This window comes from Actinoallomurus sp. NPDC050550, assembly GCF_040655075.1.
Classification (GTDB): domain Bacteria; phylum Actinomycetota; class Actinomycetes; order Streptosporangiales; family Streptosporangiaceae; genus Actinoallomurus.
Genome location: NZ_JBFAJC010000009.1, coordinates 161,303 through 184,558 on the forward strand (window position 1 = coordinate 161,303; position 23,256 = coordinate 184,558).

The window sequence follows — 23,256 nt, forward strand, 5'->3', positions numbered from 1 at the left end:
GCGGGTGCTCCCGGCGGGCCTTCGCGCGATCGGGTCGGTCCGCTCAGCTGGCGAAGTCGAGCAGCGGCTGGGCGTTGCTCGGGTGCCGCAGCTTGGACAGCGACTCCTTCTCGAGCTGGCGGATCCGCTCGCGGGTCAGCCCGAGGTGCTTGCCGATCTCGTCGAGCGTGCGGGGCGTGCCGTCGTACAGCCCGAACCGCATCGCCATGATCTTCTCCTCGCGCGGCGAGAGCACGGACAGCGCCCGGCGCAGCTGGTCGGCCATCAGCTGCCGGTCGACCAGCTCGGACGCCTCCGGGCTGTCGGTGTCCTCGATGAGGTCGCCGATGCGGGTCTCACCGTCCTCGCCGATCGTCGAGTCGAGGCTGATCGGCTGCCGGCTCGTCCGCAGCAGCTCCTGGACCTGGGCGGGGCTCTTGTCGAGCTCCACGGCCAGCTCCTCCGGAGTCGGCTCGCGGCCGAGACGCTGGTGCATGTCCCGCTCGACCCGGCTGAGCTTGCTCAGCATCTCCAGGACGTGGACGGGCAGCCGGATCGTGCGGGCGGAGTCGGCGAAGCCGCGCTGGATGGCCTGCCGGATCCACCACATCGCGTACGTGGAGAACTTGTACCCCTTGGTGTAGTCGAACTTCTCCACCGCGCGGATCAGGCCGAGGTTGCCCTCCTGGACGACGTCGAGCAGCGACAGGCCGCGGTCGGCGTACTTCTTCGCCACCGAGACCACGAGCCGCAGGTTCGCCTCCAGCATGTGGGCCTTGGCCCGGCGTCCGTCCTCGGCGACGAGCTCGAGGCCCTCGCGGTCGCTCTCGGACAGCCCGCTGCCCGTCTCCAGCTTGTGCTCGGCGTACAGTCCGGCCTCGATGCGCTTGGCGAGTTCGACCTCCTGAGCCGCGGTGAGCAGCTGCCTGCGGCCGATGGCCTTGAGATAGGTGTGCACCGAGTCGCCCATGACCGAGGACTGGTCGTCCAGGTCGGTGGGGGCGTCCATCTCGAAGTCGTCGGTTTCCAGCTCGCTGGCCGGGGCGTCCACCCTGTCGGGCTCGGCCGGGGCGTCCGTGGCCGGTGCCTCCGGCTCGGCCTCGGCGGTCTTGGTCTTGGCCGCCGTGGCCTTCGTCTTGCCGCCGGTGGTCTTGGCCGAGCTCTTGGCGCGAGAGGGCTTGGCCTTCTTGACAGTGGCCGTACCCTTCTTCTTGGTGGATGTGGCCTCGGCCTTGTCCTCACTGGCCAGCCGGACTCCGGCGTCGGTCAGCTCGCGAATGATGGAGCGGCCCTGCGTGGGGGTGATACCGGCTTCCTGAAAGGCCGACCGCACCTCGTCCAGCGAGAGGTGCCCCTGGGAACGGCCACGGTCGAGAAGTTCCTCGAGAGGCGTAGGCCCTGCGGGCATGGTCGCAGCAGCGTTTCGCGGCATGAGGACACCTCCCTCCCTTCGTCTCCTAGCGGTACGGGACGCGATGTCCGTTTTGCGTCGTGCTCTATGCTGAAACGCGCGATTGTGCCCGGGTTGTTCCCGCAGGGCGAAAAAGTTCATGCGCGCCCGCGTCCAGACGGCGCACAGACTGCTCGCCCGCCAACCCCATAGGCTATCAGCACACGTTCTCACCTGCGATGACGCCCGACCGGCGCGTCGCATTCCCATGTGACCAACGCCACGTCGGCCTCGATCGCCACCTGGACCGCATCGACCTCAGGGATGAGTCCGGATCGTCGCGGCCTTCGACGTGCACGTGGTGATCCCGCCCCGCGTCGCGCAGGTCCAGTGGCCGATGACCACCAGCCCCGCCGTTCCCTCGGCCGGAGTGTCGGGGTCGTTGTACTTCTCGAAGACCCGCATCGCCTCGACGCAGGTCGTGCGCCCCCGTACGACCTGGACCCTGGCCTGTCCGCCGGTCACGGTCGTCACCTGCCCGCACTCCGTTCCGGGCCGTGCCGGCCGCGGTTTACCGGTGGGGGAGGGCGACGGCGTCGGGATCACCAGCGGCCGGCTCGGCCGCGCCGCCGGACGGTGCTCACTCGAGCAACCCGCGACGGCGATCAACACCAACAGGGCGAATGCAGGGCGTACCACCACGGTCACGGATTCTCTCAGAGCTGCGGGCCCGCGGTGCCGTGGCCCCGAAACGCCGGGCGGGTCTCCTCACCGATCAGACGCTCCCGGCGGTGGCGATGATCGGGATACCGCGTGACGGCCACACCCGTGACGGCCCCGTCGTTGGCTGCAGTGACGAAGCGTCAGCAGAAGAATTCACTATGTTTCCTGACGAAGATCTTTATCTGCGTGGCGCGAACGAAGATCATTAAGGGCGTGTTCCCCGCACCCTCGCAAGGAGGCTCCGTGCACATCCGCCAACGCCCCCGCTCCTCCTGGCCCGGCCGGATCGCCATCACGCTCGCGGCGACCGCTTCCGTGGTCGGCGTGGTCGGCGCCATCCCGGCCGACGCGTCGGTCTACAAGTCCTGCACGATCTCAAAGAAGCAGTGCGCCGCCGCCCGCTCCGCCCGCTCGATCTGGGCCTCGAAGGGCTATCCGACCGCCAGAGGCTGGTACCGCTGGCCGGTCGGAAAGAAGTACAACTTCGCCGGCGGGCGGTTCGACAACCGGGAGGGCGAGCTGCCCCGAGGCGCGACCTACTCCGAGTATGACGTGTACCCGAGGGCGAAGGGCGCTCACCGCGACGCGTACCGGATCGTCGTGAACCGCAAGACCCACATGACGTGGTTCTCGCCGAACCACTACACCGACTTCTACCAGCTCTAGTCCCGCCGGCATCGCCCTTCGGCTCACGCCCGGCGCAGACGCTCCAGGCCGGGTTCGCCGGAGGGGCGCAGCCGACGAGTTCGAATCGCCGTGGTACGGCGTACTCAGAGGAGCTCCACGCGGACCCACGCGCGGAGCTCCTCTGGGTTCGTGGATCAGACGTGCTTCCAGCGCCGGCGACGATCCGGGTACTGCGAGTTACTGGCAGGCGAGGTGTCCCCTCCGCGACGATGAGGCAACGAAAGATTCACCCCTTCTTGGTACGTGGGGTCTTTATCCGCGGGCCGCGAGGAATGATCATGGCGGTGTCCGTCCCCCTTACAAGGAGGCTCCGTGCACACCCGCAATCCCCGCTCCTCCTGGACGACGCGCCTCGCCGTGACGTTCGCCGCCGCGTCGGTGACCGGAGTGGTCACAACCATTCCCGCCCACGCGTCGGTCTACAACTCCTGCACGATCTCGCGGTGCGCCGACGCACGCTCCGCCAGCTCGATCTGGGCCTCGAAGGGCTACCCCGCGAGCAGTGGCTGGTACTCCTGGCCGGACGGGAAGTACAACTACACCGGCGGGCGGTTCGACAACCGGGAGGGCGAGCTGCCCAGCGGCGCCACCTACAACGAGTACGACGTGTACTCACGAGCGAAGGGCGCCCACCGCGACGCGTACCGGATCGTCGTGAACCGCAGCAGCGGCGTGGTCTGGTTCTCGCCGAACCACTACACCGACTTCTACCAGCTCTAGTCCGCCCGGAACGCACCGCGGCGCAGACGCTCCAGGTCCGGCTTGCCGGACGGCAGTAGCGGAAGCTCCTCGACGAGCTCCAGCTGACGCGGTGCGGCGTACGCGGGGAGCTCCGCGCGGACCCAAGCGCGGAGCTCCTCCAGGCCGGGCGGGTCGTCGCCCGGGACCACCACAGCGGTCACGCGTTCGCCCCACTCGGGGTCGGCGCGGCCGACGACGGCGACGTCCCGTACGGCGTGATGGCGGGCCAGCACCGCCGAGACCTCGCCCGCCACGACCTTCTCGCCGCCGGTGATGATCACGTCGTCGGCGCGGCCGCGCACGCGCAACCGCCCGTCCTCGAGGGCGCCGAGGTCCTGGGTGACGAACCAGGCGCCGTCGCGCACGGCGGCGGTCAGGTCGGGCCGTAGCCGGTAGCCGGTGAACAGCACCGGCCCGGCCAGCCGGATGCGCCCGTCGGCGCCGATGTCGACGGAGACGCCGTCGAGCGGGACTCCGTCGTAGACGCAGCCCCCGCACGTCTCGCTCATCCCGTACGTCGTGAAGACCCCGGCGCCGCGTGCCCGCGCCGTCTCGACCAGTCCGGGAGGCGCCGCCGCCCCGCCGAGCAGGATCGAGCGGAAGCCGCCCAGGTCGACGTCCGCGTCGAGGAGCCGGCGCAACTGGGTGGGCACCACCGAGAGGTGGGCGGCGCCGGACCGGGCCACGCGTTCGGCGTCGAAGCGCGGGTGGATCACCGGGTCGGTGCCCGCGACCAGGGACCGCACGAGCACCTGAACCCCGGCGATGTGGCTGGGCGGAAGGCAGCACAGCCAGCGTTCGCCCGGCCGCGCGGCCACCCGCGAGAGCGTCGCCGTCGCCGAGTGCCGGAGCGCGGCCGCCGACAGCTCCACGACCTTCGGGGCGCCGGTCGACCCCGACGTGGCGATCAGCACGGCGGTGTCGCCCGCCACGGCGGGGCCCGGCGCGCAGCCGGCGCCGCAGTCGTACCGCTGTCTCCCGGCGTCGGTCTCCACCCAGGTGGGACGCAGCGCGTCGAGCAACCTGCCGAGCGCTGGGGCGGGCAGCTCCGGGGAGAGGGGGCAGATCGCCGGACCGCTGCCGTCGAGCGCCGCCTCGAGACGGCGGAACAGGGCGGGTCCGGGCGGCAGGACGACGGCGTGCAGGCTTCGGCTCATGACGACGATCAGCTTAGCCAGGTCCCGGCAGGTCTCCGTTGAGGGTTAAATTACTATGTAAAGGCGTGCGGCGTGATCTCACCTCGCAGATCCGAGGGAACCGGCTGCGAGGCGGCGAGCCGGAGGCGCTTGAATAGAGCGGGCGCCTGCAGGCGGCGGGCCGCCGACGGGCTGGAAGGGAACACCGCATGGTCTCCGAGCTGTTCGACCCGGACGCGTGGAAAACGGTCGAGGGCTTCGACTTCACCGACATCACGTATCACCGCGCGGTCGACCAGGGCACGGTGCGCATCGCGTTCAACCGGCCGGAGGTCCGCAACGCGTTCCGGCCGAACACCGTCGACGAGCTGTACCGGGCACTGGACCACGCCCGCATGTCCAGCGACGTGGGATGCGTGCTGCTCACAGGGAACGGCCCGTCCCCCAAGGACGGCGGGTGGGCGTTCTGCTCGGGCGGTGACCAGCGGATCCGGGGCCGCGACGGCTACAAGTACGCGGAAGGCGAGACGTCCGACACCATCGACCCCGCGCGCGCCGGCCGGCTGCACATCCTGGAGGTGCAGCGGCTGATCAGGTTCATGCCCAAGGTCGTCATCTGCGTCGTGCCCGGCTGGGCGGCCGGCGGCGGGCACAGCCTGCACGTCGTCGCGGACCTGACCCTCGCCGGCCGCGAGCACGCGCGGTTCAAGCAGACCGACGCGGACGTCGCCAGCTTCGACGGCGGGTTCGGCTCGGCGTACCTCGCCCGGCAGGTCGGGCAGAAGTTCGCCCGGGAGATCTTCTTCCTGGGAGAGACGTACGACGCCGAGGCGGCACACCGGATGGGCATGGTCAACGCCGTCGTACCGCACGCCGACCTCGAGCGGACCGCGCTCGAGTGGGCCCGGAAGATCAACGGCAAGAGCCCGACCGCGCAGCGAATGCTGAAGTATTCCTTCAACCTCATCGACGACGGTCTGGTCGGGCAGCAGGTCTTCGCCGGTGAGGCCACCCGCCTGGCGTACATGACCGACGAGGCCGCCGAGGGCCGTGACTCCTTCCTGGAGAAGCGCGCCCCGGACTGGTCCCGTTTCCCCTGGTACTACTGAGGCCGCACTGCGGCGCCCGCGTCACCGGGGGACGGTGAAGGTCCGCCGGTAGGCGCTGGGCGTCGTGCCCAGTTCGTCGGCGAAGCGACGCCGGAAGTTGGACGGGTCGGGAATCCGGCGGCGGCTGCCACCACGTCCACGGGCGTGTCCGTGCGCTCGAGCAGTGAGCACGCCTCCTGGATGCGCCGGCGGAGAAGCCATTTCCCCGGTGTCGTGGCGAGGTGCCGCTCGAACAGCCGCGCCAGCGTGCGCGGCGAGACCGCCGCGCGACGCGAGGCGGCCGACGCTGATCGGCTCGTGGAGGTGCGCCTCGGCCCACTCCAGAATCGATGACAGACGTTCCTCCTCGGGAACGTCTCGCCGGGGTGAGACGCGGGCGTACTGCCGCTGCCCGCCGTTCCGGTGCGGCGGGAGCACCATGTGCCGTGCGACCTCGGCCGCGTACGCCGCGCCGAAGTCCCGGCGTACGAGCTCCAGCGCGAGATCGACCGCGGCGCCGGTGCCGGCGCTCGTCGCGACGTCCCCGTGGTCCGCGTACAGCGCGTGCGGACGTACCTCGACCTTCGGGTAGCGGCGCGCGAGTTCGTCGGCCATCCGCCAGTGGGTGGTCGCGGTCCGCCCGTCGAGCAGCCCCGTTGCCGCGAGCGCGAACGCTTCCGGTCGGGTGCGCATGCCGGTCAGCCTGTGGGCAAACCGATCTGTTCGGGTTCGAGCACGGAGCGCGGCGGCCGACTGCCTCACTCGGGCCAGGTGCTTCGCGCCGTCTGCGGGCTGGTTCCAGTTGCGGGTGAGCCATCACCCTCGTGCGACAGGCACCCTCGGGTCGCCTCGGCCGGGCCTTCGGAACCGTCAAGATCGTTCCCCCTGGTACTACTGACCGTCCCGTGCACGGGTGGGGCGCACGCGGCCCTAAGGTAAGGCGGGAGGAAGCGTCTTCGGACAGGGGGTCAGGCCATTGCGCGCGTTCGCGATCCCGATGCGCACGCGGTTTCGCGGGGTGACACGGCGAGAGGGGATGCTGGTCCGCGGCCCGGCCGGATGGGGGGAGTTCTCCCCTTTTCCGGAGTACGGGGCGAAGGAGTGCGCCCGCTGGCTCGCCGCGGCCCGTGAGGCGGCGCATGACGGATGGCCCACGCCGCTGCGGTCCCGGATCCCGGTCAACGTCACCGTCCCGGCCGTCGACCCGGAGACGGCCCACCGGATCACCCGCGTCTCCGGCTGCCGTACGGCCAAGGTGAAGGTCGCCGAGCCCGGGCAGTCCGAGGCGGACGACCTGGCACGCGTCGAGGCGGTCCGGGACGCGCTCGGGCCCGGAGGGAAGGTCCGGGTCGACGCGAACGGCGCCTGGGACCCCGACACCGCCGTCCGCATGCTCGGGCTCCTGGGCGAGCTGGAGTACGCCGAGCAGCCCTGCGCGACGCTGGACGAGCTCGCGCTCGTACGCCGGCGGGTGGACACGCCGATCGCGGCCGACGAGTCGATCCGCCGTGCCGAGGATCCGCTGCGGGTCCGTGCCGCCGAGGCCGCCGACGTCGTCGTGCTCAAGGTGCAGCCGCTGGGCGGGGTGCGCGCCGCGCTGCGCGTGGCCGAGGCGTGCGGTCTCCCGGTGGTCGTCTCCAGCGCGGTGGAGACCTCGGTCGGGCTCGCCGCGGGGGCCGCGCTGGCCGCCGCCCTGCCCGAGCTGCCCTACGCCTGCGGGCTCGGGACCCTGGCGCTCCTGGAGGGCGACGTCGTCTCCGACCCGCTGACCGTGACCGACGGCGCGATCGACGTGCGCCGGCCCGAGGTGGACGAGGACGCCCTGCGCCGGTACGAGATCGACGGTGCGGCCTGGCGGCGCCGGGCGGCCGAGGCACAGGAGGAGCTGGGCGGCGCCCCGCCGGCGACGAACCCAGAGGCGGTGCGATGAACCCGGCGACCGCGCTGGCGGCCGTGCTGGTCGACGAGCTGATGCGCTGCGGCATGAGCGACGCGGTCCTGGCGCCCGGCTCGCGGTCGGCGCCGCTGGCCCTGGCGCTGTACCAGCAGTCGAAGATCCGCCTGCACGTCCGCATCGACGAGCGGTCGGCGTCGTTCCTGGCGCTCGGCATCGCCAAGCGCAGCGGCCGCCCGGTCGCGCTGGTCTGCACGTCCGGCACCGCCGCCGCGAACTTCCACCCGGCCGTGGTGGAGGCGCACGAGGCCGGCGTGCCGCTGCTCGTGCTGACCGCCGACCGGCCGCCGGAGCTGCGCTACACCGGCGCGAACCAGACCGTCGACCAGATCAAGCTGTACGGCTCGGCGGTGCGCTGGAGCTGCGAGGTCGGCACGCCCGAGGAGCGCCCCGGAATGGTGGCGTACTGGCGGTCGCTGGCCAGCCGCGCCTGGCACGTGGCGCAGGAGCCCGACCCGGGGCCGGTCCACCTGAACGTGGCGTTCCGTGAGCCGCTGATCCCCGACGGGGACGAGGACTGGTGCGAGCCGCTCGATGGCGACGTCACCGGCGCCTGGACCAAGGTACGGGCGGCGACGCCGGGCTCGGTGCTGCACGTTCCCCCGACCCGGCGCGGGGTCCTCGTGGTCGGCGACGGCGCGGTGAACGTCAAGCGTTACGTCGCGGCGGCGTCGATGGCGGGCTGGCCCGTGCTGGCCGAGCCCAACGGCAACGCCCGCTACGGCGACCACGCCCTGTCGGCGCACCACTTCCTGCTGGGCGTGCCGGAATTCGTCGACCGGCACCACCCGGACGTCGTCGTGACGCTCGGCAAGCCGGGGCTGTCCCGCCCGCTGCTGTCGTTCCTGCGCCGCGCCGAGCAGCATGTCGTCGTCTCGCCGTCGCTGGCGCGCTGGCCCGACCCCGTGCGGTCGGCGACGCAGGTGGCGCAGGAGGCGGAGATCCCGGTCGTCTCGGGTGACGACTCGTGGCTGAAGTCCTGGCGGACGGCCGACCTCATCGCGCGCAACGCCGTGGACGGGGTTCTGGAGGCCACCGAAGACCTGACCGAGCCGCGACTCGCCCGCGACCTCGTGGCGGCGATCCCCGGAGGTTCGCTGCTGCTGGCGGCGGCGAGCATGCCGATCCGCGACCTCGACCAGACGATGCATCCGCGCCGGGGCATCCGCATCCTCGCCAACCGGGGGGCGAGCGGCATCGACGGGCTGGTCTCGACGGCGATCGGGGCGGCGCTGGCGCACGGCAACCGGTCCTACGCCCTGCTGGGCGACCTGGCATTCCTTCACGACCAGAACGGCCTGATCATCGGCCCGCAGGACCAGCGTCCCGACCTGGCCATCATCGTGATCAACAACGCCGGGGGCGGGATCTTCTCGCTGCTGCCGCAGGCCACGTTCCCCGAGCCGTTCGAGCGGGTGTTCGCGACGCCGCACGAGGTCGACATCGCCTCGATCGCGGCGGCGCACGGCATCCCGTACGCCCGCTTGGAAACCCTGAGCGACCTGCCGAAGGTCGTGGCGAAGGAGGGCCTGCGGATCGTGGAGGCGCGGACCGACCGCGTGGCCAACGCCGAGTTCCACGCCCGGATGCGCGATGCGGCGCACGACGCGGTCCGGACGCTCCTGGGCGTCTGACCGTCCGGCACGGCCCGCGCGGCGTCGCCCCGCGGCGCGGTCCACGCAACGTCGCCCGTGCGGCGCGGTCCGTCCGGTCTGGCCCGCGCGGCGCGGTGCGTGCGGTGTCGCCGATGCAGCGCGGGTCCGTGCGGCGTCGCCTCGTGCGGTGTCGCCGGTGTGGCGTGGGTCCGCTCAGCCGGTCTCGTACGCCCTGGCCTGCAGGGTGAACAGCTGGGCGTAGCCGCCTCCCTGGGCGAGCAGCGTCTCGTGGTCGCCCACCTCCGTGATGCGGCCGCCGTCCAGCACGATGATCAGGTCGGCCGTCCGCACGGTGGAGAACCGGTGGGAGACCAGCAGGGTGACGCCGCCGGTCCGCTGCCCGGATCGGGACAGTTCGGCGAATCGGCCGAACAGTTCGGCCTCGGCGGCGGGGTCCAGACTCGCGGTCGGCTCGTCGAGGACGGTCAGCAGCGGTTCGGAGCGCATCAGCCCGCGGGCGAGTGCGATCCGCTGCCACTGCCCGCCGGACAGCTGCTCGCCGCCGGTGAACCAGTTGCCGAGGGGAGTGGCGAGCCCGTCGGGCAGCCTGGCCGTCAGGCCGTCGCCGCCTGCGGCCGTCAGTGCGGAGCGCACCGCCTCCTCGTCGTCGACGCGGGGCAGGTCACCGATGCCGACGGCTTCACGGGCGACGAGGCTGGGGCGGACGAAGTCCTGGAACACCGCGGTCGTGTGGGCGCGCCACTCGCCGGGGGACAGGGCGGCCAGGTCGATGCCGTCGATCAGGATCCGCCCGGCGGTCGGCCGGTACATCCCGGTGAGGAGCTTGGCCAGTGTCGTCTTGCCGGCGCCGTTCTCGCCGACGATCGCGATCGTGGCCCCGGCGGGGAGGTCGACGGTGAGGTCGTGCAGGACGTCATCGCTCTTCTCGGGGTAGTGGAAGCCCACGCTCTCCAGGCGGATGCCCGTGCCGAGCCGGTCGGGGACCCGCGCCGTGGCGGGGGTACGGGTCTCCTCCGTGACGTAGTCCTCGAGCCACCGCAGCCGCCGGGCCGTGCGGAGCGCCGTCGCCAGCGACCCGGCGGTGTCGGAGGCGCCAGCGACCTGGCTCTGGGCGCGCCGCATCAGGCTGATGGCCATGACGACCTGACCGGGAGAGGTGTGCCCGTGGGCGGCGCGCAGCACCAGCACGATGATGACGGCGACGAAGGCGACGGCGTACCCGGTCCAGCCCAGGGCCTCCCAGGCCGCGCTCCGGATCGCTCCCCGGACGTCGCGCCGGCGGGCGTCCTCGGTGAGCGCGGCGTGACGGGCGGCCAGGGCGCCGGTGACGCCGTACGTCCGCAGCTCCTTGGCGGTGCCGGCCGTCGTCGCGAGCGTGAACAGGTCGCCGATCAGCCGCTGGACCGGTGCGAGGTCGTCGCCGGTGCGCGCCTGGACGCGCGCGGCCCGCCGGTCGGCGAGCGCGGGGATCAGCCCGAACAGCGGCATCAGCATGACGGGCGGGTATACGGTCGCCAGCAGTACCATGATCGCACCACTTCTGATCACCACCTGCCAGGCGCGCAGGAGCTGCCGGGGAGCCGAGGCCAGCGTGCGCCGGTCGCCGCGGAGCTGGTCGATCTCCGACAGCAGGTCCTGGCGTTCGAAGTGCTCCAGCCGGGGCGCGGTGCTCACCAGCAGCGCGATGCGTTCGGAGACGAAGCGGTTCAGGCGGTCGGTGAGCGTCCAGTTCCCGGTGACGGACAGCGTCCCGACGGTCGTCGACACGGTGAACAGCACGGCCACGACGACCACGCCGGCGACGACCTCGCCGGAGCGATGGTCGAGGGCCCCGTCGACCATGGAGTGGAAACCGAGGGGGAAGGTGGCCGAGGCGACGGCCGAGACGGTCGCGGCGATGACCGCACACACCAGCGTCGTGGGAGCCGCCCGCCAGGCCGTGCCGATCAGTATCGCGATGGTGCGGATGCTGCTCACCGGCGTGCCTCCCGGGCGAAACGTGCGGCCTGAACCGTGAACATCTCGGCGTAGGCACCACCGGCCCGGAGCAGCTCGTCGTGGCTGCCGAGCTCGGTGATGCGGCCTCCGTCGAGAACGGCGATCCGGTCGGCCTTGCGGACGGTCGAGAAGCGGTGCGAGATGATCAGACTCGTGGCGCCCTCGGTGATGGTCAGGAACCGGTCGTAGAAGCGGGCCTCGGCGCGCACGTCGAGCTGGGCCGTCGGCTCGTCGAGGACCAGCACCCCCGCGCCGCGTTCGACGGCGTACAGGGCGCGGGCCAGCGCGATCCGCTGCCACTGCCCGCCGGACAGGTCGCGGCCGCCGTCGTACTGCGCGGACAGGATGGTGTCCCACCCGTCCGGCAGGTCCGCGACCAGGTCGACCGCGCCGGCGCGGCGCGCCACCGCCGCCAGGACATCGGTGTCCACCGGCTCGCCGTCCAGGACCATCGTGACGTTCTCCCGCGCGGTGAGCGGCAGCCGGGTGAAGTCCTGGAACACCGCCGAGACGTGCCGCTGCCAGTCGCGCACCGGGAACTCCTCCAGGGGAGCACCGTCGACGAGGACGCGGCCCTCGGTCGGCGTGCGCAGCCCGGCGAGCAGGGTGATGAGCGTGCTCTTCCCCGCTCCGTTGACGCCGACGATGGCGGTGGACCGGCCCGCCTCCAGGACGAGGTTCAGGTCGTGGAGCACGTCGTGGTCGGCGCCGGGGTAGCGGAACGAGACGCCCTCGAAGCGGATCTCACGGTGGGGTGTTCCGGCGACGGTCCGTCCGCCGCCTTCGGGCGGGGGAGGGGGCCGTAGGTCCGTGGTCAGCGTGTCGAGGTCGGGGACGGACGACAGCATGGTCTCCAAGGCGATGTCGGCCGCGGTCAGCCCGCCGACCTGCAGGGTGGCGGGCAGCATGGTCAGCATCGTGACGAGGGTGCCGAGGGGGATCGTGTGCTGGTACGCGGCCGTGCCCAGCGTCACCGCGGCCGTGCCGTACCCGGCGAGGACGGCCACGCTGGACAGGGCGATCCGCCGGTTCAGCCGGCGGATCTCCTCCGCGGCGGGCTGCATCGCCTCGGTGTTGCGATCGCCGTAGCCGGCCACGAGCCAGCGGCCCAGGCCGAAGACGCGGACCTCCTTGGCGGCGGCGGGCCGGAAGGCGAGGTGCAGGTAGTACCAGCTGCGCCGCAGCGGCTCGGTGGCCTTCTTGAACGTCGCGATCCGCGTCTGGACCAGAGCCCGGAGCGGCTTTCGGACCAGCAGCCACATCACGAACAGGCCCAGCCCCAGCCACCACCGGAACCCGGCCAGGACGAGGCAGGCGAGCGCCCCCGACAGCCGGTCGCCGAGCTGCCCGATCAGTGTCATCGCCGCGCCGGCGGGCTCGTACGCGGACAGCTCGCCCTGCGCGGACGCCAGCCGGTCGAGCACGGTGGGGTCCTCCAGGTGCGCGATTCCGGCCGGTGCGGAGACCGCCTCGATCAGCCGTCGCTGCTGCACCGCGCTCATCTTCGCCCGCACCATCGCCGTCAGGACGTCCTCGGCGGGGCCGCGCAGCAGCGACAGGGTGTACAGCGCACCGGCCACGACGAGCCGCGTCAGCAGGACGTGCCCGTCGTGGGAGCCGAGCCCGGACCGGACCGCGCCCGGGATCGCGCCGACCGTACGGCCCATGGCGATCAGGACCAGGTTCGGGACGAGACCTTCGGCGATCATGAAGACGAGCGCGCCGGTCAGCAGGCCGGGGGAGTCGGCCGCGAGGGCCTTCAGCACGCGATAGCGGGGCGAGGCCCGCAGCGCGTCCAGCGCCCTCACGACACCTCCCACGAGGCCAGCGACTCCATCAGCGCCCCCGCCAGCCGCAGCAGCTCCCGCTCGGTCGGCGTCAGCCGCTCCATGGCCTGCTCCAGCCACGCGACCCTCGGCCGCAGATGGTCGGCCAGGCGCTCTCGCCCGGCGTCGGTGAGCCTGATCCGCAGCCGCCTGCGGTCGGCCTGATCGGGGACCCGGTCGATCAGACCGTCCTCCTCCAGCCGCGCGAGGGTCCGCGTCATCGTCTGCGGCTCGACTTTCTGCCGCTCGGCGAGGACTCCCGGGGCGAGCGGGCCGGAGCCGTCGAGGTGGCTCAGCACGCTGACCATCGACAGCGTCAACCCGTCACGCGGCCGTTCGGCTCGCATCCGCTGCGCCAGGCTCGTCGCGCCGCGGAACACCACCTCCGCCGTGTCATCCATGAGAGCGCAATGTAGTTCGCATCTACGTACCAGTCCACCGAATTTCCTGCCTCTCCGGCCGAAGTCGATGCGCTTATGCGAACTATCAGGCGACGGCTCAGTGCATGATCTCGATGTCGTGGTCGGCGCCGTCGGCGGCGAAGGCCAAGAGTCGGGCGCCCTCTTCGGCCAGTGCCGTACGGTCCCGGGCGGACAGCGGCGCGTACGGCTCCACGTTCAGGACGGCGCGGTCGCGCTCGCGGATGATCCGCCAGGTGCCGTGGACGAACCCGTCGATGAGGAAGGTCGGCCGGGGCGAGTCGTTCGGGGTGGCGAGCCTGCCGCGGTGCTCGTCGGAAAGCACGCGGGTACGGTCGGCGTGCGACCGCAGCAGGTTGTCGTACTCGGGCAGGAACCGCGGTGGCGCCGGGGTGTCCGGGTCGGGCCGCGGCGCGTCGGGCAGGTCGAGCAACTCGGTGCCGTCCTCGGACCGGAGGGACAGCAGGCGGGGGCGGAGCCGGTCGACGACCTGGCGCTGCCGGGTCAGGCCCGACCAGGTCTGCAGGTCCTTGACGGTCGCCGGACCGTACGCCGCGAGATAGCGGAGCACGAGATCCTCCGGTTCGGGGTCGGGTGCCAGCGGCCGGCCCAGCCAGGCCTCGGCCGACGTGTGCACCGCCTGGCCGCCCCGTCCCCAGATCCCCCGCGGCGGCAGCTGCACGAGCGGGACCCGCGTCCGTACGACCGCGGTGAGCGCGCCGCCGTCGCGGTCCGGCAGGCGCTCGCCGAGGAGCGCGCCCAGCTCGGCGAACGTGCGGGGCCGTTCCTCCACGAGCGCCCGGCCCGCCGACACGACCTCCTCGACGTCCAGGCCGGTCAGATGCCGGCCGTACCCGGTGAGGGCGCGGTCGAGCATGGGCTGTATCACCGGCCGCAGCCACCGGCAGTCGTCGGCGCTCACCAGATGGATCGTGCCGCGCATGACCACGATGCGGACGAGGTCGCGACCGATGATCCGATCGGCGAGATCCTCGGTCCGGAAGCCCTCCACCCGGGTCCACAGCCCGACGTAAGGGGCGAGCGGCGCCTGCGCCTGCATGCCGACCAGCCGCTCGACCGCCCGCACGGCCGGAACCGTCTCGCGGGCGAGCAGCATCTGGCGGGCGAGCAACGCGCGGTTCAGCGCCCGCCTGGTGAGCACCTCATTCGCGGATGTCAGCGCCGGTTCGGACGAGCGAAGGATCTCCATGCCCGGCACAGTACGGGCAAAAGCGGTCAGTTCCCTTCCGCAATGAGCGGAACGTGTCCGTCAGCCGCGGAGGGTTGTGCGGAGGGCGGTGGTGTCGTCGTCGGTCCAGCCGTGGCGTTCGAGCCAGCCGAGCGGGTCGCCGAAGCGCTCGTCGATGGTGGCGAGGAACTTCTCCATCGTGTAGGCGCGCGGCGTGTGCGTGTCGGCGGGCCGGGAGTCGAGGTCCTGGGCGTAGACGGGGCTGGAGCGCAGCCGGGCGAGGATGGCCTCGAGGCGTTCTCCGGTCGCGGTGTAGTCGGCGACGATCTCCTCGCGCGGTACGCCCGCCACGTGCAGGGCGAAGGCGACGACGACGCCGGTGCGGTCCTTACCGGCTGCGCAGTGGACGATCGAGGTGCCGCCGGTGATGACCCGCAGGGCGTTCACGACGGAGTCGGGACGGTCGGCGAGGTAGGCGAGGTAGTGCAGGACGGAGCGGTCGCTCTCCGGGCCGGCGTCCTTGCGGCTCTGCCAGGGCAGGACCTTGTCGGTGTCGACGGTGTCGGCCTCCACGTCGGTGTACCGGCCGCCCTCGGTGAACAGGGACAGGTGGTGGATCGTGACGGCGGGCTCGCGGGTGAGCGGGCCCGGGCCGAGGAGGTTCACCTCGGCCTCGCTGCGCAGGTCGATGACGTTGCGCAGGCCGAGATCCGCGACGAGGCGGCGGACGTCGTCCGGGGTGAGGTCCTGCAGGTTGTCCGAACGCAGCAGCGCGCCTGGGCGGATCTCGCCGCCGTCGGTGGTGGGCAGGCCGCCGAGGTCCCGGACGTTGACCGCGCCCTCCAAATCGATCCATTTGCTCATGAACCGGACCCTATCCGGCGCCGGCGACGGTGCGGCGCGCGGTGATCGTCCGGGCGGTGACGGAGCGGTGGCGCGTGCGGGGCGCGCCACCGCCGGGCGGGTCGGCCGCGTTCGGTGCCCTGGCGCAGGAAGCGGGCCGTGGCCGAGCGCCCGTCGTGGTCGGAGATTACGCGAAGAACTCGGTGAGTTCCCGAACGACCTCGTCGGGGCGTTCCTCGGCGAGGTAGTGGCCCGCCCCCTTCAATTCGACGAAGCGTATGAGTCGATCAGCCAGTCGATGACGGATCGGGCCGGACGACGGGGCCCGGCCGGGAGCGGGATCTCAGCGGCTCAGCCGCCGGAACCTCCGTACGGACAGGGGGAAGAAGATCGTCGTGATCAGCGCCGGCCACAGGAGCGCGAGGAGCAGGGAGTGGCGCGCCGCCCAGGAGCCGCCGCCCCAGCCGGGATTCCCGAACAGCTCCCGGGCCGCCGACACGGTGGCCGACAGCGGGTTCCACTCGGCGACGGCCCCGAGCCAGCCGGGCATGGTCGACGGTGCGGCGAACACGTTGGACAGGAAGCCGATCGGCCACACCAGGATCTGCACGGCCGCCAGCAGTTCCGGGTTCCCCGCGATCAGCCCCAGGTAGATCCCCGTCCACAGCAGCGCGAACCGCAGGAGCAGCAGCAGCGCGACCGCGGCCAGCGCCCGCCCAGCGCCGTCGTGCCAGCGCCAGCCGACCGCGAACCCGCACGCGATCATCAGTGCGAGTGCGAGCGCGGAGTTGAGCAGGTCGGCGGCGGCGCGGCCGGTGACCACGGCCGAGGAAGCCATCGGCAGGGACCGGAACCGGTCGGTGACGCCCTTGGCCGCGTCCCCGCTGATCGCCGCGAACGTGGTCTCGAGCCCGAAGGCCATCGTCATGGCGTACATGCCCGGCAGCATGAACTCCGCGTATCCGCCGCCTCCGGGGACCCGCATCTGCCCGCCGAACAGGTAGCGGAACATCAGGACGACCATGATCGGGAACAGCAGGCCGACGACGACCTGGGCGGGCTGCCGGGCCCAGTGGGTCAGGGCGCGGCGGGTGAGCGTCCATCCGTCGGCGAGCGCCCAGCGCAGGCGGGCCATGGGCGTCCGGGGGATCGCGGGGACGTCCATCGTCATGCCGCCACCTCCCGTCCGGTCTCCTGAGGGGCCGCCGCGTCGGCTGCGGGACGCCCGGTCAGGTGCAGGAACACCTCGTCGAGGGTGGGACGGCGCAGCCCGATGTCCTCGGCCTCGATCCCCGCGTCGGCCAGGGCCTGGACGACCTCGGTGAGGGCGGTGGCGCGGTCGCGCACCGGGGCGCCGGCGCGCCGCAGGTCCGGGTCGGTGTCGGCCGTGACATCGCTGACTCGGCCGAGGATCTCGGCGGTGGCCGGCAGCGTGGCGGGGTCGCGGACGACAACGTCGATCCGGTCGTGCCCGGTCCGGGACTTCAGCTCGTCCGGGGTGCCCTCGGCGATCACCCGGCCGCGGTCGATGACGGAGACGGTGTCGGCGAGGTGGTCGGCCTCCTCGAGATAGTGCGTGGTGAGCAGCACGGTGGTGCCCTCACGGGCGAGTGCGCGGACGGCCTCCCACATCTCCAGGCGGGCGCGGGGATCCAGGCCGGTCGTCGGCTCGTCCAGGAAGAGCACCGCCGGCGCGAGAATCAGCGCGGCCGCGAGGTCGAGACGTCGGCGCATGCCGCCGGAGTACCGCCCGACCGGCTTGCTCCCCGCGTCGCCGAGGCCGAAGCGGTCCAGGAGCTCGGTGGCGCGGGCCCGGGCGGTCCGGGTGCCCAGGTGGTGGAGCCGGCCGAACATCTCGAGGTTCTGCCGGCCGCTGAGGATCTCGTCCACGGCGGTCCGCTGGCCGAGCAGCCCGATCCGGTGGCGGACCTCGGCGGGCCGGTCGGCGACGTCGAAGCCGGCGACGGTCGCGCGGCCTCCGTCCGGCCGCAGGAGCGTGGTCAGGATCCGTACGGTCGTGGTCTTGCCGGCGCCGTTCGGTCCCAGGAGCCCGCGCACGGTGCCCGCGGGCACCGCGAGGTCGAGCCCGTCCAGGGCGGCGGTGTCGCCGTACCGCTTGTGCAGTCCCTCGGCGGCGACCGCCACGTCAGTCGTTGTCATCCCATCCCCTTAACTCTGTACATCGTACGGAGTGCACTGCGGCAAGAATAGCGTACGGCATACGGAGTTCAAATCGGTGCGGTGATCCGAGGACAATGGCGGGGTGACGACGGAGTACAGCGGCAGCGGCGACCCCACACGCACCATGGAGCTGCTGTGGGGGGTCCAGGCACGTCCTCGGCGCGGGCCGAAGCCGAAGCTGACGATCGAGCGGATCACGCAGGCCGCCATCGAGGTCGCCGACGCGGAGGGCCTGGGCGCGCTCTCGATGCGGCGGGTGGCCGAGCGTCTCGATGTGGGCGCGATGTCCCTGTACACCTACGTGCCCGGCAAGGCCGAGCTGCTCGACCTCATGGTCGACGCCGTCTACGGCGAGCGGCCGGCGCCCGCCGACGCCGACGACGGCGGTTGGCGCGAGCGGCTTGAGCGGGTGGCACGGGCCAACTGGGCGCTCTACCGGCGGCACCCGTGGATGCTGCAGATCGCCACCGTCCGCCCGGGGCTGGGGCCGAACACCCTGGCCAAGTACGACGAGGAGCTCCGCGCCGTCGAGGGGGCCGGCCTGACCGACGTGGAGATGGACTCGGTGCTGACCCTCGTCCTGCAGTACGCCGTGAGCTCGGCGCGCCTGCAAGCCGAGGCGGTCGAGGCGCAGAGCCGTACGGGAATGACCGACGAGGAGTGGTGGGCGGCGCACGCCCCGCTGCTGGAGAAGGTGTTCGACGCCGACCGGTACCCGGTCGCGGCCCGGGTCGGGGCGGCGGCGGGCGAGGCCCTCCAGGCGGCCTACGACCCGGAGTACGCCTTCGAGTTCGGGCTCGGTCGCGTCCTTGACGGGATCGGCGTGCTCGTGGAGTCGCGTTCCTCCTGAGCTGCGGCGTCCTGGCGGTCAGCCTTCGATGGCGTACTGCATGGCCCGCAGCTTCGTCTGCGTCTCGGCCAGCTCGGCCTCCGGATCGGATCCTGCGACGATGCCGCCGCCCGCGTACAGCCGGGCGCGCGGGCCCTCGATCCGCGCGCAGCGCAGCGCGATGCCCCACTCGCCGTCGCCGCGGGCGTCGATCCAGCCGACGGGCCCGGCGTAGCGGCCGCGATCCATGGCCTCCAGCTCGCGGACGAGATCGAGGGCGGCGTCGGTGGGCGTACCGCCGACCGCCGGGGTCGGGTGCAGCGCCCCGACGACGTCCAGGACCGAGCGTTCCTCCTCCAGCCGCCCGCGTACGGGGGTGGCGAGGTGGATGAGGTTGGACAGCCGCAGGATCTGCGGCTCGGCGGGCACCGTCAGGTCGCTGCAGAGCGGGGCCAGCGCGGCGCGGACCATGTCGGCGGCGTAGGCGTGCTCCTCGCGGTCCTTCGCCGAGGCGAACAGGCTGGCGGCGCTGGAGTCCTCGTCCGGGCCGCGGGCGATCGTCCCGGCCAGCACGAGTGACTCGACCGCGCCGCCCATCCGCCGGACGAGCAGCTCGGGCGTCGCGCCGACGAGCCCGCCGCAGGCGAACGTGTAGCAGGAGGGGAAGCGGTGGGCGAGGCGTCGGAGCAGGACCCGGCTGTCGATCGGCTGCTCGGCCACGGCCAGCAGGTCCCGTGCGAGGACCACCTTCGACAGATGGCCGGCGCGGATGCGGTCGACGGCCGCGGCGACAGCCCGCATGTGCCTCGGCGCGGTCACGTCGCCGTCGGCCCAGCGAACGCCGGAGGGCGGCGCCGGGCGGCGGAGCAGCGTCAGCGGCTCGGCGTGGTCGCCGATGGTGGTGTACCAGGCCTGGCCGTCGCGGAGGCCGAGGACCGTGCGCGGGACGATGAGGACCGAATCCCCTGACCTCGGGTCGAAGGAGAAGCTGCCGAAGGCGACCGGCCCGGATCCGGGCACCTGGAGGGGGTCGTCGACGGTGGCGGCGTCGAAGAGCGCCGTGAGCCACTGCCGGGCCCACGTGAAGCGATCCTCGCCCGCCGGGACCGCGACGCGCGCGGCCTCGCCCCAGCCGACGAGACCCTCGCCGTGCCGTATCCAGGCGAGCGCGTCGGAGTGGGGGAGCCGGGCCAGCAGGTCCTCCGGCGCGCGCACGGGGACGGTGCGTACGGCGAGGCGCTCCGGCACTCCTACAGCGAGGTTCACGAGAACCCACTGTACGGGAAAGTTGAACCCGTTCAAACAGTGGGGTCCGGTGGGTTCCGCGAGCCCCAGGAGACCGATCCCACCTGGATGTATGTCCGGCTTGGAGCGTAGCCGCCGTACTTGCCGCTAAACATCACCGGATATCAGGTTGTTCGCTGAACATTCTAGATATATCGTTAACGTATCTAGATGATCGTCGAGAAGATTGGGGGAGCGGCCATGCGCCATCTGCCGCCCCATGGGGGCCATCCGTATGATCCGGCCGGGCATCCGATGTGGAACGAGGCCAGGGGAAGGCCGCACGACCACGGGGGCCTGCCGTTCCCGCCGGGGCCGCCCACACCGCCGCCGATGCCCCACCTGCTGCCACCTCCGCCCGGTCCGCCGGGATTCGGCTTCGGGTTCGGCGGTCCGATGCCACCCGGCCCCGCCCCGAAGGTCAAGAAGGGGGACGTCCGCGCGGCCGCGCTGTCCCTCCTCGCCGAGGGACCGCGCAACGGCTACCAGATCATCCAGGAGATCGCCGAGCGCAGTCAGGGCATCTGGCGGCCGAGCCCCGGCTCGGTCTACCCGGCGCTGCAGCAGTTGGAGGACGAAGGGCTGGTCCGGTCGGAGGAGGACGGCGGACGCCGCACGTACCACCTGACCGAGGCCGGATTCGCCCACCTGCGCGAGCGCCGCGAGGGTGCCGCCGACCCGTGGGAGGAGGTCGCCGACTCGGTCAGCGAGGAGATGGTGGACCTGCACCGCCTGCTGGCCCAGGTCGGCATGGCCATGCGCCAGGTGATGGTGGCCGGTGGCCCGGGCCAGCGCGACGACGCTCGGAAGATCCTCGCCGACACCCGCCGTGCCCTGTACCGCCTGCTCGCCGAAGATCCCGAGGAGGATTCGTGACCGAGCGAAGCGAGGGAGCCAATGAGCACAGCACCCCGGTCATAAGGCCGACGAAGGAGGGCTCGTGACCTCGACCGATGCAAGAGGGCCCGCCGTCGCGGTGGACGGCCTGGCGAAGAGATACGGCGACCTCGAAGCCGTCAAGGGCATCGACTTCGAGGTCGCGCCGGGGGAGGTCTTCGGCTTCCTCGGCCCCAACGGCGCCGGCAAGACCACGACGATCAGCATGCTGTGCACGCTCGTCCGTCCCACCGGCGGCACCGCGCGGGTCGCCGGCCACGACATCGTCGCCGAACGCGACGAGGTCCGGCGCAACATCGGCCTGGTGTTCCAGGACCCCACCCTCGACGCCTACCTGACGGCGGAGCAGAACCTCCGTTTCCACGGCGAGCTGTACGGCGTGCCGAAGGAGGCCATGAAGGAGCGCATCGGCCAGGTGCTCACCATGGTCGACCTGGCGGACCGCAAGGACGGCAAGGTCGAGACGTTCTCCGGCGGTATGAAGCGGCGGCTGGAGATCGCCCGGGGGCTGCTCCACTCGCCGCGCGTGCTCTTCCTCGACGAGCCGACCGTCGGCCTGGACCCGCAGACCCGCGCCGCGATCTGGGGATACATCCGGCAGCTGAAGGACACCGAGGACATCACGATCTTCCTCACGACGCACTACATGGAGGAGGCCGAGTACTGCGACCGCATCGCGATCATCGATCACGGTGAGATCGTCGTCCTCGACACCCCGGAGAACCTCAAGGCCGGCGTCGGCAAGGACCGCGTGCAGATCACCACGGCCGACGACGAGGCGGCGATCGCCGCCCTCAAGGAGCACTTCGCGATCGACGCCGGGATCCACGAGCGCACCGTCACGTTCGCGGTGCCCTCGGGTGAGGAGTTCGTGCCGCGCCTGTTCGCCGAGCTCGGCGTGCCGATCCGCTCGGTGCACGTCGCGCGCCCCTCGCTCGACGACGTGTTCCTCAACTACACCGGCAGCACGATCCGCGACGCCGAGGCCGGTGCGAACGACTGGATGCGGATGATGAGGAGATGACCGATGTCCGTTGACACCCACCCGGTCGCCGAGATCGCCCAGGTACGAGTGGCGCGGCGCAGCGCGCGCCACGACCTGCGGGCGATCAAGATCGTGCTGCACCGGGAACTGCTCCGCTTCCTCTACGACCGCACCCGCATGATCTCCCAGTTGGTCCAGCCGATCCTGTGGCTGCTGGTCATGGGTACCGGGCTGTCCTCGCTCGTGGCGAGCGGCAACGGCGTGAACCTCAAGACGTTCATCTTCCCCGGTGTCGTCGCCATGTCGGTGATGTTCACCGCGATGTTCTCCGCCGCCTCCATCGTCTGGGACCGGGAGTTCGGCTTCCTGCGGGAGATGCTCGTCGCGCCGGTCAGCCGCGGCGCCATCGTCGTCGGCAAGGTGCTGGGCGGGGCGATCGTCGCCACCTTCCAGGGCATCGTGCTCCTCGCCCTGGCCGGACTGGCCGGTGTCCCGTACGACCCGGCGATGCTCCTCCTGCTCGTGCTGGTCATGTTCATCGGCGCGTTCACGATCACCGCGTTCGGCGTGGTGCTGGCCGCGCGGATCAAGAAGATGCAGAGTTTCTTCGGCATCATGCAGATGGCGATGATGCCGATGCTGTTCCTGTCCGGCGCGCTGTTCCCGCTGTCGGGACTGCCGAGCTGGCTGGGCGTCCTGACGCGGATCAACCCGCTCACCTACGCGGTCGACCCGCTGCGGCACGTGGTGTTCGCCCACATCACCGCCAGCCCCGCGCTGCTGCACCGGTTCAACCCCGGGGTCACCTGGTTCGGCTGGCAGGTGCCGCCCGCGCTGGAGGTCCTCATCGTCCTGGCGCTGGGTGCCGTCCTGTTGGGCGCCGCCGTTCTGCAGTTCAAGCGGACCGACTGAACGGCGCCACGGACGCGTCGCGTTCACCCCTGTCATGCGGTGGCCGAGGCGCTCGGTTTCAGCACTTCAGGGTCGGACCGATGGGCGGCGCGTGGCCGGGGCGGTCAAGTCAGACCAGACCGGGCTGGTCGGGCCGGTCAGGTCGAATCGCTCAGGTCGAGCGCGGCGAGGTCGGCGCGCGAGGAGATGCCCAACTTGGGATAGGCCTTGTACAGGTGGTATCCGACGGTGCGCGGGCTGAGGAACAGCTGCGCGGCGATGTCCTTGTTCGACAGCCCCTGCGCGGCGAGCCGGGTGATCTGCAGTTCCTGCGGGGTGAGGTCGGTGAGGATGCCCCGAGCCGGAGTGTCGGGCGCCTTGGCGCCGGTCGCCTCGAGCTCGGCCCTGGTGCGGGCGGCCCACGGTCGGGCGCCGAGCCGCTCGAACGTCTCCAGCGCGTCGCGAAGGTGGGCGGCGGCGGCCGTCTTCCGGCGAGAGCGGCGCAGCCACTCGCCGTACAGCAGTACCGTGCGCGCGTGGTCGAACGGCGATCCTCCGGGCTTCAGCGCCGCCAGGTAATGCTCTTCGACCTCCACGTCG

At 71.9% G+C, this 23,256-nt stretch carries 22 protein-coding genes; 9 read left to right on the plus strand and 13 right to left on the minus strand.

All coding sequences use genetic code 11. The features are described from left to right. Positions 1-43: 43 nt before the first annotated feature. Both AB0I04_RS15400 and AB0I04_RS15405 read right to left on the minus strand, forming a co-directional pair. Positions 44-1,411 (minus strand): RNA polymerase sigma factor, encoded by a 1,368-nt coding sequence (locus AB0I04_RS15400; protein WP_360884298.1) that lies wholly within the window; start codon positions 1,409-1,411, stop codon positions 44-46. Positions 1,412-1,687: 276 nt separating this feature from the next. Then, on the minus strand, positions 1,688-1,903 hold the full coding sequence (locus AB0I04_RS15405) for a hypothetical protein (protein WP_360884301.1): 216 nt from the start codon (positions 1,901-1,903) through the stop codon (positions 1,688-1,690). 432 nt (positions 1,904-2,335) lie between these two features. Between AB0I04_RS15405 and AB0I04_RS15410 the strand changes: the two genes are divergently transcribed. Together AB0I04_RS15410 and AB0I04_RS15415 are read left to right on the plus strand one after the other, a co-directional pair. After that, complete coding sequence (locus tag AB0I04_RS15410; RefSeq protein ID WP_360884304.1) at positions 2,336-2,758, plus strand: ribonuclease domain-containing protein; 423 nt, start codon at positions 2,336-2,338, stop codon at positions 2,756-2,758. Positions 2,759-3,091: 333 nt separating this feature from the next. Continuing rightward, entirely contained in the window at positions 3,092-3,499 is a 408-nt protein-coding gene (locus AB0I04_RS15415; protein WP_360884307.1) for a ribonuclease domain-containing protein, read from the plus strand. Here the strand turns inward: AB0I04_RS15415 and AB0I04_RS15420 are convergent. Continuing rightward, positions 3,496-4,677 (minus strand): AMP-binding protein, encoded by a 1,182-nt coding sequence (locus tag AB0I04_RS15420; protein WP_360884309.1) that lies wholly within the window; start codon positions 4,675-4,677, stop codon positions 3,496-3,498. The genes AB0I04_RS15415 and AB0I04_RS15420 overlap by 4 nt on opposite strands. Positions 4,678-4,865: 188 nt before the next feature. On the opposite strand from AB0I04_RS15420, the gene AB0I04_RS15425 reads away from it, so the two are divergent. Continuing rightward, positions 4,866-5,765, plus strand: a complete 900-nt coding sequence (locus tag AB0I04_RS15425) for a 1,4-dihydroxy-2-naphthoyl-CoA synthase (protein ID WP_360884312.1) — start codon at positions 4,866-4,868, stop codon at positions 5,763-5,765. Here AB0I04_RS15425 and AB0I04_RS15430 read toward each other — a convergent pair. After that, positions 5,759-6,250, minus strand: coding sequence for a helix-turn-helix domain-containing protein (locus AB0I04_RS15430; protein WP_360884583.1), 492 nt, complete (start codon positions 6,248-6,250; stop codon positions 5,759-5,761). The genes AB0I04_RS15425 and AB0I04_RS15430 overlap by 7 nt on opposite strands. 470 nt (positions 6,251-6,720) lie before the next feature. Between AB0I04_RS15430 and AB0I04_RS15435 the strand changes: the two genes are divergently transcribed. Together AB0I04_RS15435 and menD are read left to right on the plus strand one after the other, a co-directional pair. After that, positions 6,721-7,674 carry an o-succinylbenzoate synthase gene (locus tag AB0I04_RS15435; protein ID WP_360884314.1) on the plus strand — a complete coding sequence of 318 codons (954 nt, stop codon included), beginning with the start codon at positions 6,721-6,723 and terminating at the stop codon, positions 7,672-7,674. Continuing rightward, complete coding sequence (gene menD, locus AB0I04_RS15440; protein ID WP_360884316.1) at positions 7,671-9,332, plus strand: 2-succinyl-5-enolpyruvyl-6-hydroxy-3-cyclohexene-1-carboxylic-acid synthase; 1,662 nt, start codon at positions 7,671-7,673, stop codon at positions 9,330-9,332. The genes AB0I04_RS15435 and menD overlap by 4 nt, the downstream gene beginning before the upstream one ends. A 174-nt stretch (positions 9,333-9,506) precedes the next feature. Here the strand turns inward: menD and AB0I04_RS15445 are convergent, their stop codons facing one another. The 7 genes from AB0I04_RS15445 to AB0I04_RS15475 form a co-directional block, all read right to left on the minus strand. Then, positions 9,507-11,291, minus strand: coding sequence for an ABC transporter ATP-binding protein (locus AB0I04_RS15445; RefSeq protein WP_360884320.1), 1,785 nt, complete (start codon positions 11,289-11,291; stop codon positions 9,507-9,509). Next, positions 11,288-13,120, minus strand: a complete 1,833-nt coding sequence (locus tag AB0I04_RS15450) for an ABC transporter ATP-binding protein (RefSeq protein ID WP_360884323.1) — start codon at positions 13,118-13,120, stop codon at positions 11,288-11,290. The genes AB0I04_RS15445 and AB0I04_RS15450 overlap by 4 nt, the downstream gene beginning before the upstream one ends. Continuing rightward, the gene (locus AB0I04_RS15455; protein WP_360884326.1) at positions 13,117-13,539 is read right to left on the minus strand and encodes a MarR family transcriptional regulator; all 423 of its coding nucleotides are present in this window, start codon (positions 13,537-13,539) and stop codon (positions 13,117-13,119) included. Before AB0I04_RS15455 ends, AB0I04_RS15450 begins: the two co-directional genes overlap by 4 nt. Positions 13,540-13,636: 97 nt before the next feature. Beyond that, positions 13,637-14,767: a winged helix DNA-binding domain-containing protein gene (locus AB0I04_RS15460; protein ID WP_360884329.1), complete on the minus strand. Its 1,131-nt coding sequence runs from the start codon at positions 14,765-14,767 to the stop codon at positions 13,637-13,639. 60 nt (positions 14,768-14,827) lie between these two features. Continuing rightward, a complete protein-coding gene (locus AB0I04_RS15465; protein ID WP_360884332.1) occupies positions 14,828-15,610 on the minus strand; it encodes a tyrosine-protein phosphatase in 783 nt (260 codons plus the stop codon). 322 nt (positions 15,611-15,932) lie between these two features. Further along, a complete protein-coding gene (locus tag AB0I04_RS15470; RefSeq protein WP_360884335.1) occupies positions 15,933-16,760 on the minus strand; it encodes an ABC transporter permease in 828 nt (275 codons plus the stop codon). After that, positions 16,757-17,749 (minus strand): ATP-binding cassette domain-containing protein, encoded by a 993-nt coding sequence (locus AB0I04_RS15475; RefSeq protein ID WP_360884337.1) that lies wholly within the window; start codon positions 17,747-17,749, stop codon positions 16,757-16,759. Before AB0I04_RS15475 ends, AB0I04_RS15470 begins: the two co-directional genes overlap by 4 nt. A gap of 103 nt (positions 17,750-17,852) precedes the next feature. Here AB0I04_RS15475 and AB0I04_RS15480 point away from each other — a divergent pair, with 103 nt between their 5' ends. After that, the gene (locus AB0I04_RS15480; RefSeq protein WP_360884339.1) at positions 17,853-18,620 is read left to right on the plus strand and encodes a TetR/AcrR family transcriptional regulator; all 768 of its coding nucleotides are present in this window, start codon (positions 17,853-17,855) and stop codon (positions 18,618-18,620) included. 18 nt (positions 18,621-18,638) lie between these two features. Here AB0I04_RS15480 and AB0I04_RS15485 read toward each other — a convergent pair whose 3' ends face one another. Next, the gene (locus AB0I04_RS15485; RefSeq protein WP_360884341.1) at positions 18,639-19,865 is read right to left on the minus strand and encodes an isochorismate synthase; all 1,227 of its coding nucleotides are present in this window, start codon (positions 19,863-19,865) and stop codon (positions 18,639-18,641) included. Between the two features lie 189 nt (positions 19,866-20,054). Here AB0I04_RS15485 and AB0I04_RS15490 point away from each other — a divergent pair, with 189 nt between their 5' ends. The 3 genes from AB0I04_RS15490 to AB0I04_RS15500 all read left to right on the plus strand — a co-directional run bounded on the left by AB0I04_RS15490 (position 20,055) and on the right by AB0I04_RS15500 (position 22,677). After that, positions 20,055-20,759 (plus strand): PadR family transcriptional regulator, encoded by a 705-nt coding sequence (locus AB0I04_RS15490; RefSeq protein WP_360884344.1) that lies wholly within the window; start codon positions 20,055-20,057, stop codon positions 20,757-20,759. Positions 20,760-20,823: 64 nt separating this feature from the next. Continuing rightward, positions 20,824-21,804 carry an ATP-binding cassette domain-containing protein gene (locus tag AB0I04_RS15495; protein ID WP_360884347.1) on the plus strand — a complete coding sequence of 327 codons (981 nt, stop codon included), beginning with the start codon at positions 20,824-20,826 and terminating at the stop codon, positions 21,802-21,804. A gap of 3 nt (positions 21,805-21,807) precedes the next feature. After that, positions 21,808-22,677: an ABC transporter permease gene (locus AB0I04_RS15500; protein ID WP_360884349.1), complete on the plus strand. Its 870-nt coding sequence runs from the start codon at positions 21,808-21,810 to the stop codon at positions 22,675-22,677. A 137-nt stretch (positions 22,678-22,814) separates the two neighbouring features. Here AB0I04_RS15500 and AB0I04_RS15505 read toward each other — a convergent pair whose 3' ends face one another. After that, entirely contained in the window at positions 22,815-23,252 is a 438-nt protein-coding gene (locus tag AB0I04_RS15505) for a LuxR C-terminal-related transcriptional regulator (protein WP_360884352.1), read from the minus strand. Positions 23,253-23,256 lie beyond the last annotated feature (4 nt).

Bases quoted from the DNA above. Each gene is read 5' to 3' on its own strand.
- AB0I04_RS15400 (WP_360884298.1), bottom strand. From the start codon at position 1,411: ATGCCGCGAAACGCTGCTGCGACCATGCCCGCAGGGCCTACGCCTCTC.
- AB0I04_RS15420 (WP_360884309.1), bottom strand. From the start codon at position 4,677: ATGAGCCGAAGCCTGCACGCCGTCGTCCTGCCGCCCGGACCCGCCCTG.
- AB0I04_RS15425 (WP_360884312.1), top strand. From the start codon at position 4,866: ATGGTCTCCGAGCTGTTCGACCCGGACGCGTGGAAAACGGTCGAGGGC.
- menD (WP_360884316.1), top strand. From the start codon at position 7,671: ATGAACCCGGCGACCGCGCTGGCGGCCGTGCTGGTCGACGAGCTGATG.
- AB0I04_RS15455 (WP_360884326.1), bottom strand. From the start codon at position 13,539: ATGGATGACACGGCGGAGGTGGTGTTCCGCGGCGCGACGAGCCTGGCG.
- AB0I04_RS15460 (WP_360884329.1), bottom strand. From the start codon at position 14,767: ATGGAGATCCTTCGCTCGTCCGAACCGGCGCTGACATCCGCGAATGAG.
- AB0I04_RS15465 (WP_360884332.1), bottom strand. From the start codon at position 15,610: ATGAGCAAATGGATCGATTTGGAGGGCGCGGTCAACGTCCGGGACCTC.
- AB0I04_RS15470 (WP_360884335.1), bottom strand. From the start codon at position 16,760: ATGACGATGGACGTCCCCGCGATCCCCCGGACGCCCATGGCCCGCCTG.
- AB0I04_RS15475 (WP_360884337.1), bottom strand. From the start codon at position 17,749: ATGACAACGACTGACGTGGCGGTCGCCGCCGAGGGACTGCACAAGCGG.
- AB0I04_RS15490 (WP_360884344.1), top strand. From the start codon at position 20,055: ATGATCGTCGAGAAGATTGGGGGAGCGGCCATGCGCCATCTGCCGCCC.
- AB0I04_RS15500 (WP_360884349.1), top strand. From the start codon at position 21,808: ATGTCCGTTGACACCCACCCGGTCGCCGAGATCGCCCAGGTACGAGTG.